This is a genomic window from Herbaspirillum camelliae (assembly GCF_001929405.1).
Lineage (GTDB): Bacteria > Pseudomonadota > Gammaproteobacteria > Burkholderiales > Burkholderiaceae_D > Herbaspirillum > Herbaspirillum seropedicae.
Genome location: NZ_KV880769.1, coordinates 3,597,499 through 3,615,156, shown reverse-complemented (window position 1 = coordinate 3,615,156; position 17,658 = coordinate 3,597,499). Strand labels below are relative to the sequence as shown.

The following is a 17,658-nucleotide window of genomic DNA, read 5'->3' as shown; positions in this document are numbered from 1 at the left end:
CGCGGACACCTTTGCCACCTTCCGATAAAAAGCAAAGCAATCCAGTCTGCGATGCAGTCGCCCTTGCTGAGCTCGGCGGAAACGGTCATGTCACAGCCGCAGCCAGCCGCCGTCGACGACTAGTGTCTGGCCGGTGACGAAGCGAGCGTCTTCGCTGGTGAGGAAGGCGACGGGTCCAGCAATGTCGGCTGGCGTGCCGAGCCGCTTAATCGCCTGCTGCATGTAAACCTGTGCTTTCTGTTCGTTCGGCATGCCGCTCGCGCCCTCGGTATCGGTAATTCCGGGATGGACGGCGTTGACGATAATGTTGTCAGGTGCAAGTTCACTCGCGAGCGCACGGACGAGACCGACCACCCCCATCTTCGAGGTGATGTAGTGCGAGAAGCCGAAGCCCGGCGGCGTCACCATACCGACCGCGTCGGAGCCAATCGCCACGATCGATCCGCCACCGGCCTTCTTCATCAACGGCACGATCGCGCGCGCTCCGAGCAGGTGGGAGTCGAGGTTCAGCGCCATCACGCTGCGCCATGTCTCGGGCGTCATTTCGGCCAGCGAGGCCATCGGATAGGCACCGGCGGCGTGAACGAGGATGTCGGCGCGGCCGAACGCGTCTTCCATCGTGCTCGCGACCTTGGACCAATCGGATTCGCTCGTGACATCCGCAGCGATTGCCATCGCGCCATGACCGATCGCTTGCGCCGCATCTGCCGCATCCGTGCGATTCACAATGACAACCGTGGCGCCTCGCCGAGCGAGCAGATCCGCCACGCCCCGGCCGATACCCTGCCGACCGCCGGTGACAATCGCTACTTTTCCTTCATGTGTGTTCATTTTATGGTTCCTTATCTGATTTGTGAGGAAGCGAGCGCGCGCAGTCGCAGCTCGCCGATTTCCGACAGCATGTCGGTATGGTGCGGAGACCAGTCGAGGGCCGCTCGGCTTGCCGCATCGCGCACGCGGCTTGACACGCTCATGATCAGCGCGCCGAACTCGCCCCAGATCTTGACTGCCTCGGTCATGCTGACACTGCGCGCGGCCAAGCCCAGATCGCGGGCGACAGCTTCGGCGATCCATCGGTTGGGGATTTCGCCGGCCACGGCATGGTAAAGCCCGCCCCTCTCACCCAATTGCAGTGCTTTGGCAAAGAGGTCGGCGATATCGTCAACGTGGACATTGCCGTAGGTCGCCAGACCCTCGCCGACATAGCAGGCGGCACCGGTAACAGAGACCGAGCTATACACCATCGACACATGGCCGTGATCGCCAGGCCCCCAGATGAGCGGCGCTCGCACCACCATCGCCCGTACACCGCGCCGTGCGGCAGCGCGTACGCGCTGTTCCGTCTCGACCCGGGCGACGGCGAGCGGCTCGGGCACGAAAACGTCATCTTCAGCAAAGCTGTCCGCGCTCCAGGCCCCTGTGGTGCGTTGGCACAGGACGCCCGATCCCGACAGGAAGAGAAAACCCTTTCCGGTGTCGGTCAGCGCTTCCAGCAGGTCAACGACCGCTTGCTTTTCGGCGAGCGGCGCGATCTGCGCGGCATAGATGACGGCATCTGCTGCGCGTGCGGCCGCAAGAACTGAAGACAGATCCGTTTCGATATCGCCATAGACAGGATCAATACCTGCATCGACGAGTTGTACCGCTTTGACGTCGTTGCGCGCCAGTCCGCTAACCCGATGGCCACTTTGAACAAGATGGCGTGCAATGGCACCTCCTACGAAGCCCGTTGCTCCTAATACGAAAATATGGGGCATGTTCAAGATCTCCTTGAACATAAGATACGACCGTCCTCTGTTTTAAAGAAGCCTATATAATTAGATGGCATCCATCGTAAGGAGCGATACATGCTCGATGGCGTTTCCCTCGATCAATTGCGCACTTTTATCGCCGCTGTGGATCACGGCAGCTTCTCGGCCGCAGGGCGAGCGCTCGGCCGCGCCCAATCGGTCGTCAGCCAGGCCATCGGCAATCTGGAAGGCCAACTTGGCGTCATGCTGTTTCAGCGCATCGGCCGTTACCCGCAACTGACTATCGAGGGCACCCATCTCGTCGCCGACGCGCGCCGCATCGTGACCGGCGCAGATGGACTAAAGGCTAAGGCGCGCAGCTTCGTTTCCGGACTGGAGCCAGAACTCTCGATCGTGGTGGACGTGATGTTCCCTCAAGCCTGCCTAACGCACGCCCTGTCGAGCTTCAAGCAGCGCTTTCCGTCCACCCCGCTGCGTCTCTACGTCGAAGCGCTGGGCGCGGTGGCGCAGATGGTCATCGAGGGTCGATGCAGCCTCGGAATTACCGGCACATTGCCTTACCCGCCGCCAACATTGATGGCCGAGCGGCTGTTCAGCGAGCGGATGATGACGGTCGTCGCGCCCGGCTCGCCCCTCTCAGGCAGAACCGGGCCGGTGCCCTTGAAGGACCTGATGGTCGAAACCCAGCTCGTTCTCACCGATCGCTCGTCTCTGACGGACGGCACCGATTACGGTGTGCAGGGCAGCAACATCTGGCGACTGGCCGATCTTGGGGCCAAGCACGCCTTCCTTCTTGCCGGCCTCGGCTGGGGACACATGCCCCGCTGGCTCGTCCTCGATGATTTGAAAGAAGGCCGGCTGGAAAGTATCGAACTCGAAGGCCCTGCCGCCGGGATCATGCCGTTCCAGGCGGTCTACCGGGCTGGACAGTTGCCCGGGCTCGCAGGCCGCTGGCTGCTCGAACGGTTTTGCACAGAGATGAGCGGCTTCCAGGCCTCAACCATCCGATACCCGTTGAAAGATGAGCGATAAACTACTGGAGATGGAGGTGTTCTTCCGTAACGCCGATAACGGCTCATTGACGGCTGCGGCTTTGGATCTCGGGCTCAGCGCCCAGACGGCGGGGCGATACCTTAAGGCGCTTGAGGAGCGGCTTGAAGTCACATTAATCGTTCGTCAAACCGTCCTCAGCACCTTTCGGAGGCTGGGGTGTCTTTCCTAGCCTCCTGCAGGACGATCCTTGCTACAGCATATGAGAGCGAGCAAAACACGAAGTCCCATGCCACACGTCCTGCCGGACGCCTACGTCTGACCGCCCCGGTTGGGTAGGGAACGCAGGTTCTAACTCCGCGCCTCGCCGAGTAACTCTGCTCTTTTCCGGATGGAGAATGCGTTGGTGTTGGTACGCGCTCACTACGATCGAATCGATAACACATGCTTGATTTCGGTTTCGTCCACCACAGCATCGATCAAACGTTCCTAGACATCCGTGCGACGCCACCTGGAGAACGCATATACACAGTGTGCCATCGGCCGAATAGCTTCGGCAAATCGCGCCACAGGCAACCGGTCCGGCCGATCCCAAGAACAGCTTCGACAAAACTAACAATTGTTGGCCGCTGGATGCCTTGCATCGCCCTCCTTGCCCGATAGACCGATTCGATTCTTGCCCGTACCGTAGTACTTCATCGTTCAATAAACTTCAAATCATTTTGTTCTGCTCGCTCGAAAGACAAGATAAAAACACATTTTTTCGAATGTGAACATACCCTAACCTATCTTAAACAACACCACTCTTGCTGGAGGAAAATTAAGCCAAGCGATAGCAGAATCCTGAAAGGCGAAGCGAGATGATAGGTGACGCAATGGTCCCCACAAGGCATACGTGAACTGTACGAGCCACGCTCCATGTGGTGCTAGCTTGCACCACTGACTGACGATAGTCTCAGCATCTTCAAACGGTAGAGAGCGCAGTGGGATACTGGAAACTATCGCATCAATTTTGATACTAGCAGGAATAAAATCTCGGCAATCGGCGGCGTCCGCGAGCACGACGCGCAATTGTGGAAAGCGCTTTTGTAGATATTCAAAAAGCACTTGTGAACGCTCTACGATCAGTAGCCGCTCTGGCTCGACGCCGTGATCAAGCAAAGCTTGCGTAACTACCCCAGTTCCAGCCCCAAGTTCAACGATGAGACCCGATCCTCCCACTGGCATAGCGGCGGCCATCTTGATGCCAAGTTGACGAGAGCTTGGCCATGGGGCTCCTGTTGTTGCTGGATTAGAGAAGAGCTCGCGTATGAACAATAGCGGTCCAACGTTCTGTGCAAACACGAGAGTGCGATCTTTGCACTGTCGAAAAAATGACATCAATAAACTGCGCTGAAAGCGCATACCCTATCTCCGTAATCCATTAAACACCACAGCATTAATGCCATTTCTTCCAGAAGAACGCATCGACTTTTTATTGCAATACCTTGAACGAACGCACCTCAAGCTTGGAGTCGCCTACCATTTCTTTGTCATATTTACCCGTGAGTTCGACTACTGTCTTTTCGTTGACCGATACTCCTGCAGGCCAATGCTTTTTATCGATTTTGACGAGCACTTCGCCGGTCTCATCGCGGAAACGGTATGTTTCGTCCCCAAGCTGCTGGATTAGGTAGCCGCGTATCACTACGCGCTGGTCATCCTTAGCATTGGCGCTCAATTCCTTGGCCGTAATAACCGACGGCGTTGCGCCAGGACCGGCATATTGTGCGTTAGCGGACATTACTACGCATGTTAGTAAGCTCGCAAGAATCAAGGTTCGCATCGTTTTTGCTCCTTTAGGTGGATTGAAAAAATAAAACCGATGAAATGCATTCTAGAAAAACAAAAATGAAGCCTGACTTAAGAAAATCGTTTCAATATACTTCTTCAGTCAATCTGAAACGATCATGTTCTGAAATACCAAATTCAAAGCGGGAGAAACGACGATGCGAATTCTGTTGATTGAAGACGACCCAATCATTGGGAACGGTTTACAACTAGGTCTGCGCCGGCAAGGCTACGCTGTCGACTGGGTTCAGGACGGCGCGGCCGCCAGTCTCGCTAGGCGCACTGTCCCTTATGAATTGCTCTTGCTCGATCTAGGCTTGCCGCATCAGGATGGAATGTCTATCCTGATGCAGATGCGTAATACTGAAGATGCAACGCCCGTCATCATCATCACGGCACGTGATGCTGTCTCCGATCGTGTGACCGGACTGGACGGCGGCGCCGACGATTACCTCGTCAAACCTTTTGCATTAGAGGAACTGCTGGCACGCATCCGACTGGTTACCCGACGTCAGGTCGGACGCATACAGTCAGTTATGACAGCAGGCGTCTTGCGCATCGATACAGCGCAACGCCGTTGTTGGCAAGCTGAACAGGAAATTTCCATTACCGCGCGCGAGTTTTCACTCCTCGAAGCTCTGATGCGTGAACCCGGCACCGTGGTCAGCCGTGAGCAGTTGGAAGAAAGCCTTTTCGGCTGGAACGAAGAGGTGGAAAGCAATGCCATTCAGGTGCACGTTTACAACCTGCGGCGCAAGTTTGGAGCTGACGTTATCCGCAATGTACGCGGCGTCGGCTATCGGATCGGAGTAGATCAATGAACGCCATTCCATTGAGCATGCGTCAGTGGTACATGTCGTCACTTCGGCGTAGATTGCTGTTGTGGCTGGTGCCTGCAACGTTGGTGGCGGGTATGCTTGCAAGTGCGGCCACCTGGTGGAAGTCGGTGTCCGACTTGAACGATCTTCTCGACGACCAGATGAAAGTCATTGGACGGCATATCCAAGTGGACAAAGAGGGCAAGCTGAATCTGGTTGGGAAAGACCGCAAGGGCCGCCTCTCTGGCCAACGGGCCGATGGGGTACTGCTGCAAGTCTGGCATGGAGGGGAGCTTCGCTTTAGTTCAGATGACGACGCCACCCTCCCAGCCCCAGGTCAGACGGGGCTCAACGAGATAGAGGCCAACAATGTAGTCTGGAAGACTTATGTCAGTCGCACCGGCGACATCGCAATCCGCGTTGCCCAAGCCAAAAATGCTCGCTGGACCGCCATCGCTGAGGTAGCAGTACATCTGTTCTGGCCGGTGCTGTCTATCTTGCCCATAGTGGCCTTGCTGCTGTGGTTCGGCATCGGTTATGGCTTGCGCCCCTTGCGACAGGTTTCAAGTGGTCTGGAACATCGAGACGCGAACAATTTTCAGACTATCAGCACAGCAGGAATTCCTAGCGAAGTCATTCCTTTAGTCACCTCCATCAACGATCTCCTAGTGCGTTTAGAACGGGCGTTTACCACGCAGAAGAATTTCATCGCCGATGCAGCGCATGAACTACGTACCCCGATCACAGGGCTTAGTTTGCAGGTCGGGCTGCTACCCCAAGCGGCCAACGCCGAGGAACACCATGCCATTATGATGCAGATTCAAAATGGAACTGCAAGGCTTGGACGCCTGGCGTCACAATTGCTGACATTAGCCCGTCTGGATCCAGAAAGTCATACTATGTCCACCGGCAATGTCGACTTGCATATGCTGGCAAAAGCCGTGGTGGCCGAACGTTCGCTCATCGCGGAAGCCGTTCCTGTAGATCTCGGCATCGATGAGCTATCGCAAACAGTCCAAATCAACGGCAACAGCGAAGAATTGCGGATATTACTCAACAATTTGGTCGATAACGCCGTCCGCTATAGTGGTACTCACGCTAGGGTTGATGTCGGTGCATTTCGCTCCGGTGCGTTTGCAATCCTTCAAGTACGCGACACTGGACCAGGAATCGCACCCGCTGAGCTAAAGCGCGTGGGTGAGCGGTTCTACCGCGGCACCGCCTCGGGTATGATCGGCAGCGGCCTTGGCCTGTCGATCGTGCATCGAATTGCGGAACAACATAAGGCTAGCGTCAGCATCGGAAACGGCGTAGAAAATCGCGGTCTATTAGTTAGAGTTGCGTTCCATCTTCCCTAAAAAAGCGCGGGCCATTGACAGATGCAAGTTGTGGCACAGATAAAATATCAGCCGATATCGAAATCCGAAACGACCTCGGGAAGCCTCCGGACCACTCGCTCGACCATGCCGTTTTGCTGCGAGCAATGTGGGGTAATGAACGCTTGTAATGACCCACTAAAAACCTGCTCAGTAGATAATCCTAAAAGGGAATCAAAATGAGCAAGGTCATGGAAGAAGAATTCAAACGTTGGACAGCCAAGCGCAAAGCGGCGCTGGTGATGGAAATCATCCAGGGAAAGACGACGGTAGCCGAGGCTAGCCGGTCGTTTGATATCCCGCCATCCGAGATCGAAGAATGGGTCGATGAAGGCCGCAAAGGGATGGAGAACGCCCTGCGCGCCAAGCCGCTGGATGTGAGAGAACAGTACGAGCGGCAACTCAAGGAGCTGCAGGAAGCCTACGGAGAAGCCATGCTGGAGCTGCGCGCCAGAAAAAAATTGGCGTCCCTGTTGGGCGAGGAAGACAAGTAATCGAGACCATCCGCCAGGGACTCAAACAAGACGGTTTCGATGTGGCTGTCAGCAAGATATGCGCGTGGTTTGGGATTGCCAGGCGCAGCGCTTACTACAAGCCGGTGAAGGCTGAGCCCAAGGTGCAGGAGCGCTTTGCCGAACCCATTCGCAAGATGATCCTGGAAGAGCCGTCCTTCGGCTATCGCACGGTGGCTGGCCTGCTCGGGTTCAATAAGAACACGGTGCAGAGGATCTTCCAGATCAAAGGTTGGCAGGTCAAGAAGCGTCCTATTGGTTTCCGGCCCAGGGTGAAGGCCTTGCCGTCGGTAGCCACAGGACCAGACCAGCGCTGGGCAACCGATCTGTGTCGGATCTGGACAGGGCGAGATGGCTGGGCGGTGCTAGCCTTGGTGATTGATTGCCACACGCGGGAATTACTGGGCTGGCATCTGTCGCGTTCGGGCAAGTCGAAGACGGCAGAGTCGGCCTTGGAGCAAGCGCTGATCGCGCGTTATGGCTCACTGGGTCGCGTGACGGCGCCGTTCTTGCTGCGCTCAGATAACGGCTTGGTGTTCACCAGCCGTAGTTACACCGCGTTGGTCCGCAGTTACGGGCTTCAGCAAGAGTTCATCACGCCGCATTGCCCACAGCAGAATGGCATGGTCGAACGCGTCATCAGAACCCTAAAGGAGCAATGCGCTCATCGACATCGCTTCGAAACATTGCAGCACGCCAGTCGCATCATTGGTGACTGGATCGGCTTCTATAACCACCGCCGGCCGCATCAGGCGCTGGGCATGAAGACACCGGCTGAGGCGTTTGCTTTAGCCGCATAACTTGAGCAGGTTTCGCTGGGTCATTACACGCTTGCTCCAGACTCTAACTACGAACCAAGGCTGTGTAGTTGCGAATGGTGAAGACAAAGCCGTTGTCCACTTTGATGGCCGCCGGCTTGCCGCGGTGAGCGACCAGGCGCGTCATCGCTTCGGCCACGTGTTCGCCACGCAGCGATTGATCCACCACAATGTCCAGGCACTCGTGAGTGAAATGGTCGATCACCGTCAGTAACCGAAAACGACGACCATCGAAGAGCGCGTCGCTGACGAAGTCCATACCCCAAAGCGTGTTGGCCGCCGTTGCCAACCTGATCGGCTGCCGACGACGGGCGCTGCGGCTGCGACGCGGCCGGCAAAGCCGCAATGAAAGGCCTTCTAGCTTATAAAGACGGTGAACGCGCTTGTGATTGTCCCGCCAGCCCTCACGCCGCAGCATGATAAAGACTCGGTCACACCCGTAGTGAATTCGCGTCTGCGTGATCTCTCGCATCCGCTGCCGGATCGCACTGTCGTCGCGCGCCTTGGCTTGATACGAATACGACGATCGTGACATCGACATGATCCGTAAGGCGCGTCGCTCGCTTGCGCCGAAGCTCTCCTGCAGCTGGCCTACCCAGGCTCGCCTTTGGGTAGGCCTTAGAGTTTTTTTGTTACCACCTCTTGGAGCATGGCCTTGTCCAGGCTCAGATCGGCCACCAGTTGTTTGAGCTTGCGATTCTCGTCTTCTAGCAAGCGCAATCGCTTCAGCTCCGAAGGCCCTAGACCGCCGTATTTTTTCCGCCAGACGTAGAACGTAGCCTCGGAGATACCCATCTTGCGGCAAATCTCACCGACCGCCGTGCCCAACTCGGCCTGCTTGAGCGCGTAGGCCATCTGCTCCTCGGTAAAACGCGACTTCTTCATGCGCTGACTCCTCGTTTGGTAACGGGGCCCAGACGGCCGAAATCTATACTTTACGACGAGCCAGTTATCAGGGGGTGGGTCACATCATGCAGGCCCCTGCCTGGTGTATCAGGGCACGCTCCTTGGCCGGCGATCCGAAGATGCTCGCTACGACAGTTTTTCGAGCGCCGGCGTCTTGCTTGCCGGTTGTGGAACGATTTGCTGAACGGGCCGAGCTTATCGCGACCAGTCGAGCACCTGGGCGCACTCGGGCTCCTCACGAGGCATGATGGCCTGTACCACCTTGTTCACATTCGTAGGGGTCACGACATCGATCGGTACACGGTCGTCCAGTCCGGGATGCGACGTCGTCAGTAAGCGATACAGCATCCATGAATCGCAGTTCGGACATTGCTTGATGAGCGTTTGGGCAAGCCTTTTCTTCAGCTCAACGAGCTGCCACTCAGGAACACGCTGGCCCCGGTTGCCCAAGCTGATAGAAAGCAACTTGCCGGCTTTCAACTCACGGTTGATCTGGTCTCTGGACTTCCCGGCCAGCTTGCCAAACAGCGGGATCGGCAGACTGCTCGGCGACTCGTAGATGGCCAGCATTTCCTCGCGTTCACGCTGGATTGCGGATACTTCCGGCTCTGGCGCATGCGTCGGGGGTGGAGGTACTTGCGACAGCCGCTGAAACGTGATGCCCCCGTTGTTCGGCGTCACGACGATGGGAGCGGCCACCACAGGCGGGGCTGAGGCGGCAGAGGGAGCTGCAACGAAGGTGTCGAGCTTGTCCTCCTCCACCATGGCCGGCACACCCTCGATGTGGATGGTGAGGTGCGCACTGGCTGCTTCCACCTGTCCCTGTTCGAGTAGATCGAGGCGATCGGACCAGTCCTGCATCATCCGCCGACGCGGCTCCACATATTTGGCGTGGTTGTAAGCCGAACTCACTTTGTTCGGGTCGGAGTGCGAGAGCTGCGCGTCCACCCAAATCTTGGGATAGCCGATCTCGTTGAGCGCCGTCGAGATGGTTCCGCGGATACCGTGGCCGGTCAGTTGGTCCTCGTAGCCCATCCGCTTCAAGGCTGCGTTGAGGGTGTTCTCGCTGATGCGCTTCTTGAGTTCGCTGCGGTGGGTGAGCAGATGAACCTGGGCTGGCCTCATCACCCCGAGGAGATAGCGCAAGATCTCGATGGCCTGAACGGACAGTGGCACGATATAGGGCGGCACGTCCTGCGGGCGCTTGCCGGCCTTGCGCATCTCGTCCTGAAGCTGTTTGACGATCTGCGGCGGGATGATCCACAGGCCGCGGTCGAGGTCGAACTGATCGGGGGTCGCCAGTCGCAGCTCGCCGGTGCGTACCCCGGTCAGGAACAGCAACCGGATACCGAGCTGGGTCTGCCAGCCACGCGGGTTGTAGAGCCTGAGCTTCTGCAGAAATTCGGGAAGCTCCGACAGGTGGAGGTACGGATTGTGGGTCACCGGGGGCTTAGGCTCGGCCACCACGTCCAGGTCGGACGCTGGATTGACTTCAAGCGCTTCCACGATGACAAGGGCGTAGCGGAACAACTGGCCCAGCCAGGTGCGGACCTTCTCGGCGGTGGTGAACGCCTTTCGCCACTCGATCCTCACCAAGACCCCCAGGAGCTGCGGCCGGCGAATGTCGTATATCGACATCTTCCCAATGCTGGGCAGCACATCCTTCTCGAAGATCCGCTTGATCTGCGACAGCGTGCTGTTCCTGCCTTCCTTGAGTTCCTTGGCGCGGTGCTCGACCCAGGCATTGAAGACTGCCTTGAACGTGTAGTCGAAGGCCAGCTTGACCGCGTGCCGCTTCTGCTTGCGGTCGGTATGGGGGTTGATGCCTTGGGCCAGAAGTACCCTGGCTTCGTCACGCAAGGTGCGTGCTTCGCGCAGGCCGATCTCGGGATAGCTGCCCAGGGAGATGCGCTTTTGCTTGCCGAGCCAGTAATAGCGCAGGTGCCACGATTTGCCCCCGGTGGGAGCGACCACCAAACCGAGGCCATCGGCGTCGGGGATGCTGTAGGTTTTCTCGGCGGCCTTGGCTTGCCGCACGGTCAGATCAGAGAGTGCCATCATCAAACTCCTAAGTCGTAAGACTTAGGCTCGATGCTGTTGCTCTTCCTGATCCAACCCCAGCAACAACCCGGAACCGACGCCACCCGCATTCTTTGGCCTCAATTCTGGCCTTAAAAATGCTGGCTGTCGGTGGATTTCCGTGGCTTTTGCTGGAATGAAAAAAGGAGCCGAAGCTCCACTTTTCAACGACTTACAGACATCACTGGAGGTCTGTAGATCATAACTTGGAGCGGGAGAAGAGTCTCGAACTCTCGACCTATACCTTGGCAAGGTATCGCTCTACCAACTGAGCTACTCCCGCATGGAGCGTACTGGAGGCGGGGGTCGGGATCGAACCGGCGTAGACGGCTTTGCAGGCCGCTGCATAACCACTTTGCTACCCCGCCTTGGGGACACGCATACTACCTAAAACGCGTGTTGTTTGCAAACATCTTTTTTGACTTTTTTCGACATCTGCCGAAGCCAAACTTTCAATGCTCGCTCACCTATCACAATAAAAAAAGGAAGCTTTGTTAGGCTTCCTTTTTTCCAAGTAACCTGGAGCGGGAGAAGAGTCTCGAACTCTCGACCTATACCTTGGCAAGGTATCGCTCTACCAACTGAGCTACTCCCGCATCGAAAACAGAACGCTATTATAAGCTGCCGTTGGCCTTTGTCAACTATCAATCTTGGTTTTTTAATTATTTATTTAATTATCTTCTTTCGATTCTCTGCATCGGCCTCTTTGATCATGGGCATCGCGCGGCGCAGGTAATACAGCATCGACCACACCGTCAGCACGGCCGCCACCAGCAGCAGCAGGCTGCCCCACAGACGGGTGTCGATGAAGCCGAACAACTGGTCGTAGTACAGCAGCATGGGAATGGCGATCATCTGCGCCGTGGTCTTGATCTTGCCCAACGAACTCACGGCCACCGACTTGGACGCGCCGATCTGCGCCATCCATTCACGCAGCGCAGAAATGGCGATCTCACGGCCGATGATGACAAAGGCGATCACCGGATGAACCCGGTCCAGATGGACCAGCACCAGCAAGGCGCCCGTGACCATGAGCTTGTCGGCCACCGGGTCGAGGAAGGCGCCGAAGGCTGAGGTCTGGTTCCAGCGCCGGGCCAGGAAGCCATCGAACCAGTCGGTGGCAGCCGCCACGATGAAAATGGCAGTGGCGGCAATGCCCTGCTCATAACGGTTCAGGCCGATCTCGGGCAGATAGTACACACCGACGACCAGAGGAATGAGCGCCACCCGCAACCAGGTCAGCAGAATCGGAATATTGAAAGGCATACGTCTTGAAGGGTTGGAGCGGCGTACACGAAAAAAAGTTACCGAATAGTAGCAGAGTCGCCCGCTGCTGCGCCCTCCTTTACGTGGGAGAGTGCGTGGCAAAACAACCAGGCCGACAAGATCAGTGCAATTGCCGGTAGATTTCCTCGGCCAGCTGGCGCGAAATGCCTTCCACGGAAGCCAGGTCGTCCACGCTGGCATCGGCCACGCCACGCAAGCCGCCGAAGCGCACCAGCAGGCGCTGGCGGCGCTTGGCGCCGATGCCTTCGATCTCTTCCAGGCGCGAACTCTGGCGCGCCTTGGCGCGCTTGGCGCGCATGCCAGTGATGGCAAAGCGGTGCGCTTCATCGCGGATCTGCGCGATCAGCATCAGCGCGGCCGATTCCTTGCCCAGTTCCTTGGGCGCGCGGCCATCGGCAAAGACCAGGGTTTCCAGGCCGACCTTGCGCCCTTCCCCCTTGGCTACACCGACGATGAGGCTGATGTCCAGGCCCAGTTCGGTCAGCACCTGACGCGCCATCTCGACCTGGCCTTTGCCACCGTCGATCAGCACGATGTCCGGCATCACGCCCTCGCCGTTGGCCACCTTCTCATAACGGCGCGTGAGCACCTGGCGCATGGCGGCGTAATCATCGCCGGGGGTGATGTCATTGATGTTGTAGCGGCGGTATTCGCCGTTCTGCATGGCATGGTGATGGAACACCACGCAGGAGGCCTGTGTGGCTTCGCCTTGCGTGTGGCTGATGTCGAAGCACTCGGCACGCAATTCGTCGAGGTCTTCGCGCTCCAGCTCCAGCACATCGGCCAGCGCGCGCGTGCGGGCCTGCTGCGAGCCCTGCTCCGACAGCAGCCGCGCCAGCGCAATCTCGGCCCCTTTGACAGCCATCTCGAGCCATTGGCGGCGCTGGCCCTGGGGCTGAAAGGTGAGCGTGATGCGATGGCCGCATTGCTCCATCAAGGCCATCATCAGCGCCGGGTCATCGAACTCGGTGCCGACGATGAGCGAGCCGGGAATGAACTTGTCGATGTAGTGCTGGGCCAGGAAGGCCTTGAGGACTTCGACGTCGATGCTCTCCTCGGCGGTGTCCATGGCATCGTCCACATGCGTGGGGAAGTAGGCGCGGTCACCCAGGTGGCGGCCGCCGCGCACCATGGCCAGGTTCACGCAGGCACGACCGCCCTGCACCACCACGGCAATGATGTCGATGTCGGCGTCGCTGACGGTCTCCATGCTCTGCTGGTGCAGCACGCTGGAGAGCGAGCCGATCTGGTCGCGCACGGCGGCGGCCTGCTCGAACTTGAGGTCGGCGGCGAAGGCGTGCATCTTCTGCTCCAGCGCTTCCATCACTTCGCTCTGGCGACCACGCAGGAATTTGGAGGCATTCTCCACATCGATGGCGTAATCCTCGCGACTGACCAGGTTCACACAGGGACCGCTGCAGCGATGGATCTGGTGCAGCAGGCAGGGCCGCGTGCGATTGGCGAAGACGGTGTCTTCGCAGGTGCGCAGCAGGAACACCTTCTGCAGGATCTGGATCGATTCCTTGACGGCGCCGGCATTGGGGAACGGGCCGAAATACTGGTTGCGCTTGTCCACCGCACCGCGATAGTAGGCCATGCGCGGGAAGGCATGGCCGGTGATCTTCAGGTAGGGATAGGACTTGTCGTCGCGGAAGAGGATGTTGAAACGCGGACGCAGCGTCTTGATGAGATTGTTTTCCAGCAGCAGTGCTTCGGCCTCGCTGCGGGTGACCGTGGTTTCCAGCCGGGCGATGCGCTCGACCATCATGGCGATGCGCGGGCTGGTCAGGGTCTTCTGGAAATAGCTGGAAACGCGTTTCTTGAGATCACGCGCCTTACCCACGTAGAGGACATTGTCCTCGGCGTCAAAATAGCGATAGACGCCCGGCAGGTGCGGCAGGCGGGCGACCGTCTCCAGTACGGCTTCGCGCGGGTCGGGCAGCGGGGAGGCAGGCAGGTCGGACATGGGCAACAGCGAAGACTGATCTACAGCGACTGCACCAGCGCGCGCGCAGCCAGATAACGCGGGTCGGCCTGCAGCGCGTCCCACTCCAGGGCCTCTCCGCAAGGCAGCAAGGTGGCGCGACGCGCAGCCGAGGCTGCATCCGCGCCGCCCTGCAAGCCTGCCAGGATGGCATCGGCCTTGTCCGGCGAATTGCAGATCAGGGCCACATCGCAACCTGCATCCAGTGCAGCCTGCGCGGCCTCCAGCGGACCACCGGCGACACTGGCGCCATGCATGCTGAGGTCATCGCTGAAGATCACGCCCTGGAAGCCGAAGCGCTCGCGCAGCATGGTCAGCCAGACCTTGGAGAAGCCCGCCGGCTGCGCATCCACCTTGGGATAGATGACGTGCGCCGGCATCACGGCGGCCAGGCTCATGCCCAGCCAGTCGTAAGGCGTGGCGTCGTCGCCGAGGATCTCATCGAGCTCGCGCTCGTCCACCGGGATGGCTACATGCGAATCGGCCGTGACGAAACCGTGACCAGGGAAATGCTTGCCGCAATTGGCCATGCCCGCCAGCGCCAGACCGTGATTGAGGCTCTTGGCCATCAGCGTGACCACGCGGGGATCACGATGGAAGGAGCGGTCGCCGATGACGGTGGAGGCTCCGTAATCGAGATCGAGCACCGGCGTGAACGACAAATCGATGCCGCAGGCGCGCAGTTCAGCGGCCAGCACGAAGCCGGTGGCAGTGGCCACCTTGGTGGCCTGCAGCACGTCGCGGTCCCACAGCTGGCCGAGCTGGCCCATGGCGGGCAGGCGCGTGAAGCCATCGGTGCGGAAGCGCTGCACGCGCCCTCCTTCATGGTCCACGGCGATGAGGATGCCGGGACGGGCCTGGCGGATCGCGCTGGTCAGGGCGACCAGTTGCGCACGGCTTTCGTAATTGCGGGCAAACAGGATGACCCCGCCGGTCAGCGGATGCTGGAGGCGGGCGATATCGGCCGCATCCAGCCGGGTGCCGACCACGTCCAGCATCACCGGACCGAGCGGTTTGACGGCTTGATTCATGACTTCTCCACGATGACAAAGGCGACGGCGTATTCCACTTCGTCGGTGAGGGACACCTGGGCCGTCAGGCCCTGCTCTTGCATCCATTCCTGCAAGGCGCCGCTACAGACCACCACCGGCTTGCCGCTGGGTGCATTCAGCACCTGCATGGCGCGCCAGGTCATGGGCATGCGCATGCCCAGGCCGATGGCCTTGGAAAAAGCTTCCTTGGCGGCAAAGCGGGTGGCCAGGAAGCGCACGCCACGGGCTTCCACCTTGGCCTTGCGGCGCAGGTATTTTTCCATTTCCTGCGGACCCAGGATCTTGCCGGCGAAGCGGTCGCCATTGCGTTGCAGGGCGGCCTGCAGGCGCGAGATCTGGAGGATGTCGGTACCGATGCCGTAGATCATGCGGTGCGCCTCAGGCTTTGGCCTTGAGCGCTTCCAGGCGCGCCTTGATCATGATGGCCTTCATCTCCGAGACCGCATTGCGCCAGCCGGCAAAGACCGCATGGGCCACCACCGCATGGCCGATATTGAGTTCGGCAATCTCGGGGATGGCGGCGATGGGCTGGACATTGGTGTAGTGCAGGCCATGGCCGGCATTGACCTTCAGGCCAAGCTTGACGCCTTCCTGCACGGCCAGGCGGATGCGCTCCAGCTCTTCCTGCTGTTCCTGCTCGCTGGTGGCGTCGGCATAGCGGCCGGTATGCAGCTCGATGACCGGCGCGCCGGACTCGGCGGCGGCCTTGATCTGCTGGACATCGGCATCGATGAACAGCGACACCCTGATCTGCTCCTGCTGCAACTGGCGGATCGCCGCCTGCACGTCGGCGAAATGGCCGGCCACATCCAGACCGCCTTCGGTGGTGACTTCGGTGCGCTTTTCCGGCACCAGGCAGACATCCTGAGGGCGGATGAAGCAGGCGAAATCGATCATCTCGCGGGTCACCGCGGCTTCCAGGTTCATGCGGGTCTGCAGCAGCGGACGGATGGCTTTCACATCGTCGTCGCGGATGTGGCGGCGATCTTCGCGCAGGTGCAGCGTGATGGCGTCGGCGCCGGCTTCCTCGGCTTCCAGTGCGGCCCGGATCGGGTCGGGATAGCGCGTGCCGCGCGCATTGCGCAAGGTGGCGACGTGGTCGATGTTGATACCCAGTTCAATGGCCGGGCCGGCGGGCTGCAGGAAACTCATGGCGTCAGGAAGCTTCGTGTGAATGATGTTCGGATGTGCTCAGGACTGCACCTCGATGACGGTGCAGCCAGATCTGGATTGTAGCGGCATGGGGGCGGATGTGGGCAGAGCGCTGCGCAGACGGCGGCGCGATGAGCGCGGCCGCATCACAATTGCATGAGGTCGATCAGGATCTGGCGCGTATTCAACTGCGCGCCACCCAGATGGTGCGCCAGCAGGTAGCGCATGAGGAACTTGCTCTGCAGTTGCGTGGTGGGATCGCTGTAGTCCTCGCGCTCCATGTCCAGCAGGGTCTTGCCGCTGACCTTGGGGGCGCGGTCGGACAGGCGCTCGGGACGGGTGCCCTGCTCCGGATCGACCACGTAGATAAGATCGGGCCGCACGGTCTTGCCGCTGGCCACGCAATGGCTCCAGTTGCCGGCTACGCCAGTCTGCTTCAACAGGATGCGCTCGAACTGGCGCAGCACGATGGGGGCATTCTCGCCGTGGGCCAGCTTGTTGAGCGTGGCCACGTAATGGTCGAACAGCGCCGGGTGCGCATCTTCGCGCGCCAGCAGCTTGACCAGCAATTCATTGAGATAGAAGCCGCACAACAGGGCTGACTTTTCCAGCGGCAGCAGGCCGCCGACCCATTCGGCATCGGTCAGCGTACGCACTTCGGACTTGCCGCTCCACGACAGCGAGAGCGGCTGGAAGGTCTGCAAGGCCCCGCGCAGCTTGGAATGCGGGCGCTTGGCGCCCTTGGCCACCAGCGCCACGCGACCATGATCACGCGAGAAGACGTCGATGATGAGGCTGGTTTCCTTGTAGGGATAGCTGTGCAGCACGAAGCCCGGCTGCGCCAGGACCTTGTGCTCCTTCTCTGGCACGGCGCGGCTGCGCGCACGCGGGGCGGCCGTCTTGCGCGCGGGCGTCTTGGCAGGCGCCTGCGGCGCGACCACCGGCGCTGCGGCGTTGGCCGGGTCAGCCTGACTGTCGAGCTGGGATTCGGTGAGCATGGTGGTCATGGATATCCGTCCTGAATGCGTGAAGCCACGTCGTTAGGGCGCGGCGTAATGCCATGATGATGCAGGAATTCCGTGCAGCCCGCAGGACGGGCTGCA

General features: G+C 59.3%; 18 protein-coding genes, 3 tRNA genes and 1 pseudogene. 6 read left to right on the top strand and 16 right to left on the bottom strand.

Features of this window, described 5'->3' with window-relative positions; genetic code table 11:
* Window positions 1-90 precede the first annotated feature (90 nt).
* Both BGK68_RS16110 and BGK68_RS16105 read right to left on the bottom strand, forming a co-directional pair.
* Window positions 91-831, bottom strand: a complete 741-nt coding sequence (locus tag BGK68_RS16110) for an SDR family NAD(P)-dependent oxidoreductase (RefSeq protein WP_075257924.1) — start codon at window positions 829-831, stop codon at window positions 91-93.
* A gap of 11 nt (window positions 832-842) precedes the next feature.
* Complete coding sequence (locus tag BGK68_RS16105) at window positions 843-1,757, bottom strand: NAD-dependent epimerase/dehydratase family protein (RefSeq protein ID WP_075259859.1); 915 nt, start codon at window positions 1,755-1,757, stop codon at window positions 843-845.
* 90 nt (window positions 1,758-1,847) lie between these two features.
* Between BGK68_RS16105 and BGK68_RS16100 the strand changes: the two genes are divergently transcribed.
* Window positions 1,848-2,783, top strand: coding sequence for a LysR family transcriptional regulator (locus BGK68_RS16100; protein WP_075257923.1), 936 nt, complete (start codon window positions 1,848-1,850; stop codon window positions 2,781-2,783).
* Window positions 2,773-2,973 (top strand): helix-turn-helix domain-containing protein, encoded by a 201-nt coding sequence (locus BGK68_RS28690; protein ID WP_075257922.1) that lies wholly within the window; start codon window positions 2,773-2,775, stop codon window positions 2,971-2,973. The genes BGK68_RS16100 and BGK68_RS28690 overlap by 11 nt, the downstream gene beginning before the upstream one ends.
* A 247-nt stretch (window positions 2,974-3,220) precedes the next feature.
* On the opposite strand, the gene BGK68_RS28685 is transcribed toward BGK68_RS28690, so the two are convergent.
* The 3 genes from BGK68_RS28685 to BGK68_RS16080 all read right to left on the bottom strand — a co-directional run bounded on the left by BGK68_RS28685 (window position 3,221) and on the right by BGK68_RS16080 (window position 4,566).
* Window positions 3,221-3,415 (bottom strand): transposase, encoded by a 195-nt coding sequence (locus tag BGK68_RS28685; RefSeq protein WP_407645730.1) that lies wholly within the window; start codon window positions 3,413-3,415, stop codon window positions 3,221-3,223.
* Window positions 3,416-3,521: 106 nt separating this feature from the next.
* Window positions 3,522-4,145 carry a class I SAM-dependent methyltransferase gene (locus BGK68_RS16085; RefSeq protein WP_083657825.1) on the bottom strand — a complete coding sequence of 208 codons (624 nt, stop codon included), beginning with the start codon at window positions 4,143-4,145 and terminating at the stop codon, window positions 3,522-3,524.
* A 70-nt stretch (window positions 4,146-4,215) separates the two neighbouring features.
* A complete protein-coding gene (locus BGK68_RS16080; protein ID WP_075257921.1) occupies window positions 4,216-4,566 on the bottom strand; it encodes a NirD/YgiW/YdeI family stress tolerance protein in 351 nt (116 codons plus the stop codon).
* A 163-nt stretch (window positions 4,567-4,729) separates the two neighbouring features.
* Here BGK68_RS16080 and BGK68_RS16075 point away from each other — a divergent pair, with 163 nt between their 5' ends.
* From BGK68_RS16075 to BGK68_RS16060, 4 genes are all read left to right on the top strand, one after another.
* Window positions 4,730-5,392, top strand: coding sequence for a response regulator (locus tag BGK68_RS16075; RefSeq protein ID WP_075257920.1), 663 nt, complete (start codon window positions 4,730-4,732; stop codon window positions 5,390-5,392).
* Window positions 5,389-6,747: an ATP-binding protein gene (locus BGK68_RS16070; protein ID WP_075257919.1), complete on the top strand. Its 1,359-nt coding sequence runs from the start codon at window positions 5,389-5,391 to the stop codon at window positions 6,745-6,747. The genes BGK68_RS16075 and BGK68_RS16070 overlap by 4 nt, the downstream gene beginning before the upstream one ends.
* A gap of 197 nt (window positions 6,748-6,944) precedes the next feature.
* The gene (locus BGK68_RS16065) at window positions 6,945-7,259 is read left to right on the top strand and encodes a transposase (protein WP_017455550.1); all 315 of its coding nucleotides are present in this window, start codon (window positions 6,945-6,947) and stop codon (window positions 7,257-7,259) included.
* A 41-nt stretch (window positions 7,260-7,300) separates the two neighbouring features.
* Window positions 7,301-8,077: an IS3 family transposase gene (locus tag BGK68_RS16060; protein WP_075255802.1), complete on the top strand. Its 777-nt coding sequence runs from the start codon at window positions 7,301-7,303 to the stop codon at window positions 8,075-8,077.
* 79 nt (window positions 8,078-8,156) lie between these two features.
* Here BGK68_RS16060 and BGK68_RS28335 read toward each other — a convergent pair.
* From BGK68_RS28335 to recO, 11 genes and pseudogenes are all read right to left on the bottom strand, one after another.
* Window positions 8,157-8,980, bottom strand: a pseudogene (locus BGK68_RS28335) (IS3 family transposase); the annotation flags it as partial.
* Between the two features lie 216 nt (window positions 8,981-9,196).
* Complete coding sequence (locus tag BGK68_RS16045; protein ID WP_198937291.1) at window positions 9,197-11,059, bottom strand: integrase arm-type DNA-binding domain-containing protein; 1,863 nt, start codon at window positions 11,057-11,059, stop codon at window positions 9,197-9,199.
* Between the two features lie 228 nt (window positions 11,060-11,287).
* Window positions 11,288-11,363: transfer RNA gene (locus BGK68_RS16040), tRNA-Gly, on the bottom strand.
* An 11-nt stretch (window positions 11,364-11,374) separates the two neighbouring features.
* Window positions 11,375-11,448: transfer RNA gene (locus BGK68_RS16035), tRNA-Cys, on the bottom strand.
* A gap of 152 nt (window positions 11,449-11,600) precedes the next feature.
* A tRNA-Gly gene (locus BGK68_RS16030) sits at window positions 11,601-11,676 on the bottom strand.
* Window positions 11,677-11,746: 70 nt separating this feature from the next.
* On the bottom strand, window positions 11,747-12,346 hold the full coding sequence (pgsA, locus tag BGK68_RS16025; RefSeq protein ID WP_075257917.1) for a CDP-diacylglycerol--glycerol-3-phosphate 3-phosphatidyltransferase: 600 nt from the start codon (window positions 12,344-12,346) through the stop codon (window positions 11,747-11,749).
* Between the two features lie 121 nt (window positions 12,347-12,467).
* On the bottom strand, window positions 12,468-14,333 hold the full coding sequence (gene uvrC / locus BGK68_RS16020; protein WP_075257916.1) for an excinuclease ABC subunit UvrC: 1,866 nt from the start codon (window positions 14,331-14,333) through the stop codon (window positions 12,468-12,470).
* Window positions 14,334-14,353: 20 nt separating this feature from the next.
* Window positions 14,354-15,382, bottom strand: coding sequence for a beta-N-acetylhexosaminidase (gene nagZ, locus BGK68_RS16015; protein ID WP_075257915.1), 1,029 nt, complete (start codon window positions 15,380-15,382; stop codon window positions 14,354-14,356).
* A complete protein-coding gene (gene acpS, locus BGK68_RS16010; protein WP_075257914.1) occupies window positions 15,379-15,771 on the bottom strand; it encodes a holo-ACP synthase in 393 nt (130 codons plus the stop codon). The genes nagZ and acpS overlap by 4 nt, the downstream gene beginning before the upstream one ends.
* A gap of 10 nt (window positions 15,772-15,781) precedes the next feature.
* On the bottom strand, window positions 15,782-16,555 hold the full coding sequence (pdxJ, locus tag BGK68_RS16005; protein WP_075257913.1) for a pyridoxine 5'-phosphate synthase: 774 nt from the start codon (window positions 16,553-16,555) through the stop codon (window positions 15,782-15,784).
* A gap of 146 nt (window positions 16,556-16,701) precedes the next feature.
* A complete protein-coding gene (gene recO, locus BGK68_RS16000) occupies window positions 16,702-17,562 on the bottom strand; it encodes a DNA repair protein RecO (RefSeq protein ID WP_075257912.1) in 861 nt (286 codons plus the stop codon).
* Window positions 17,563-17,658 lie beyond the last annotated feature (96 nt).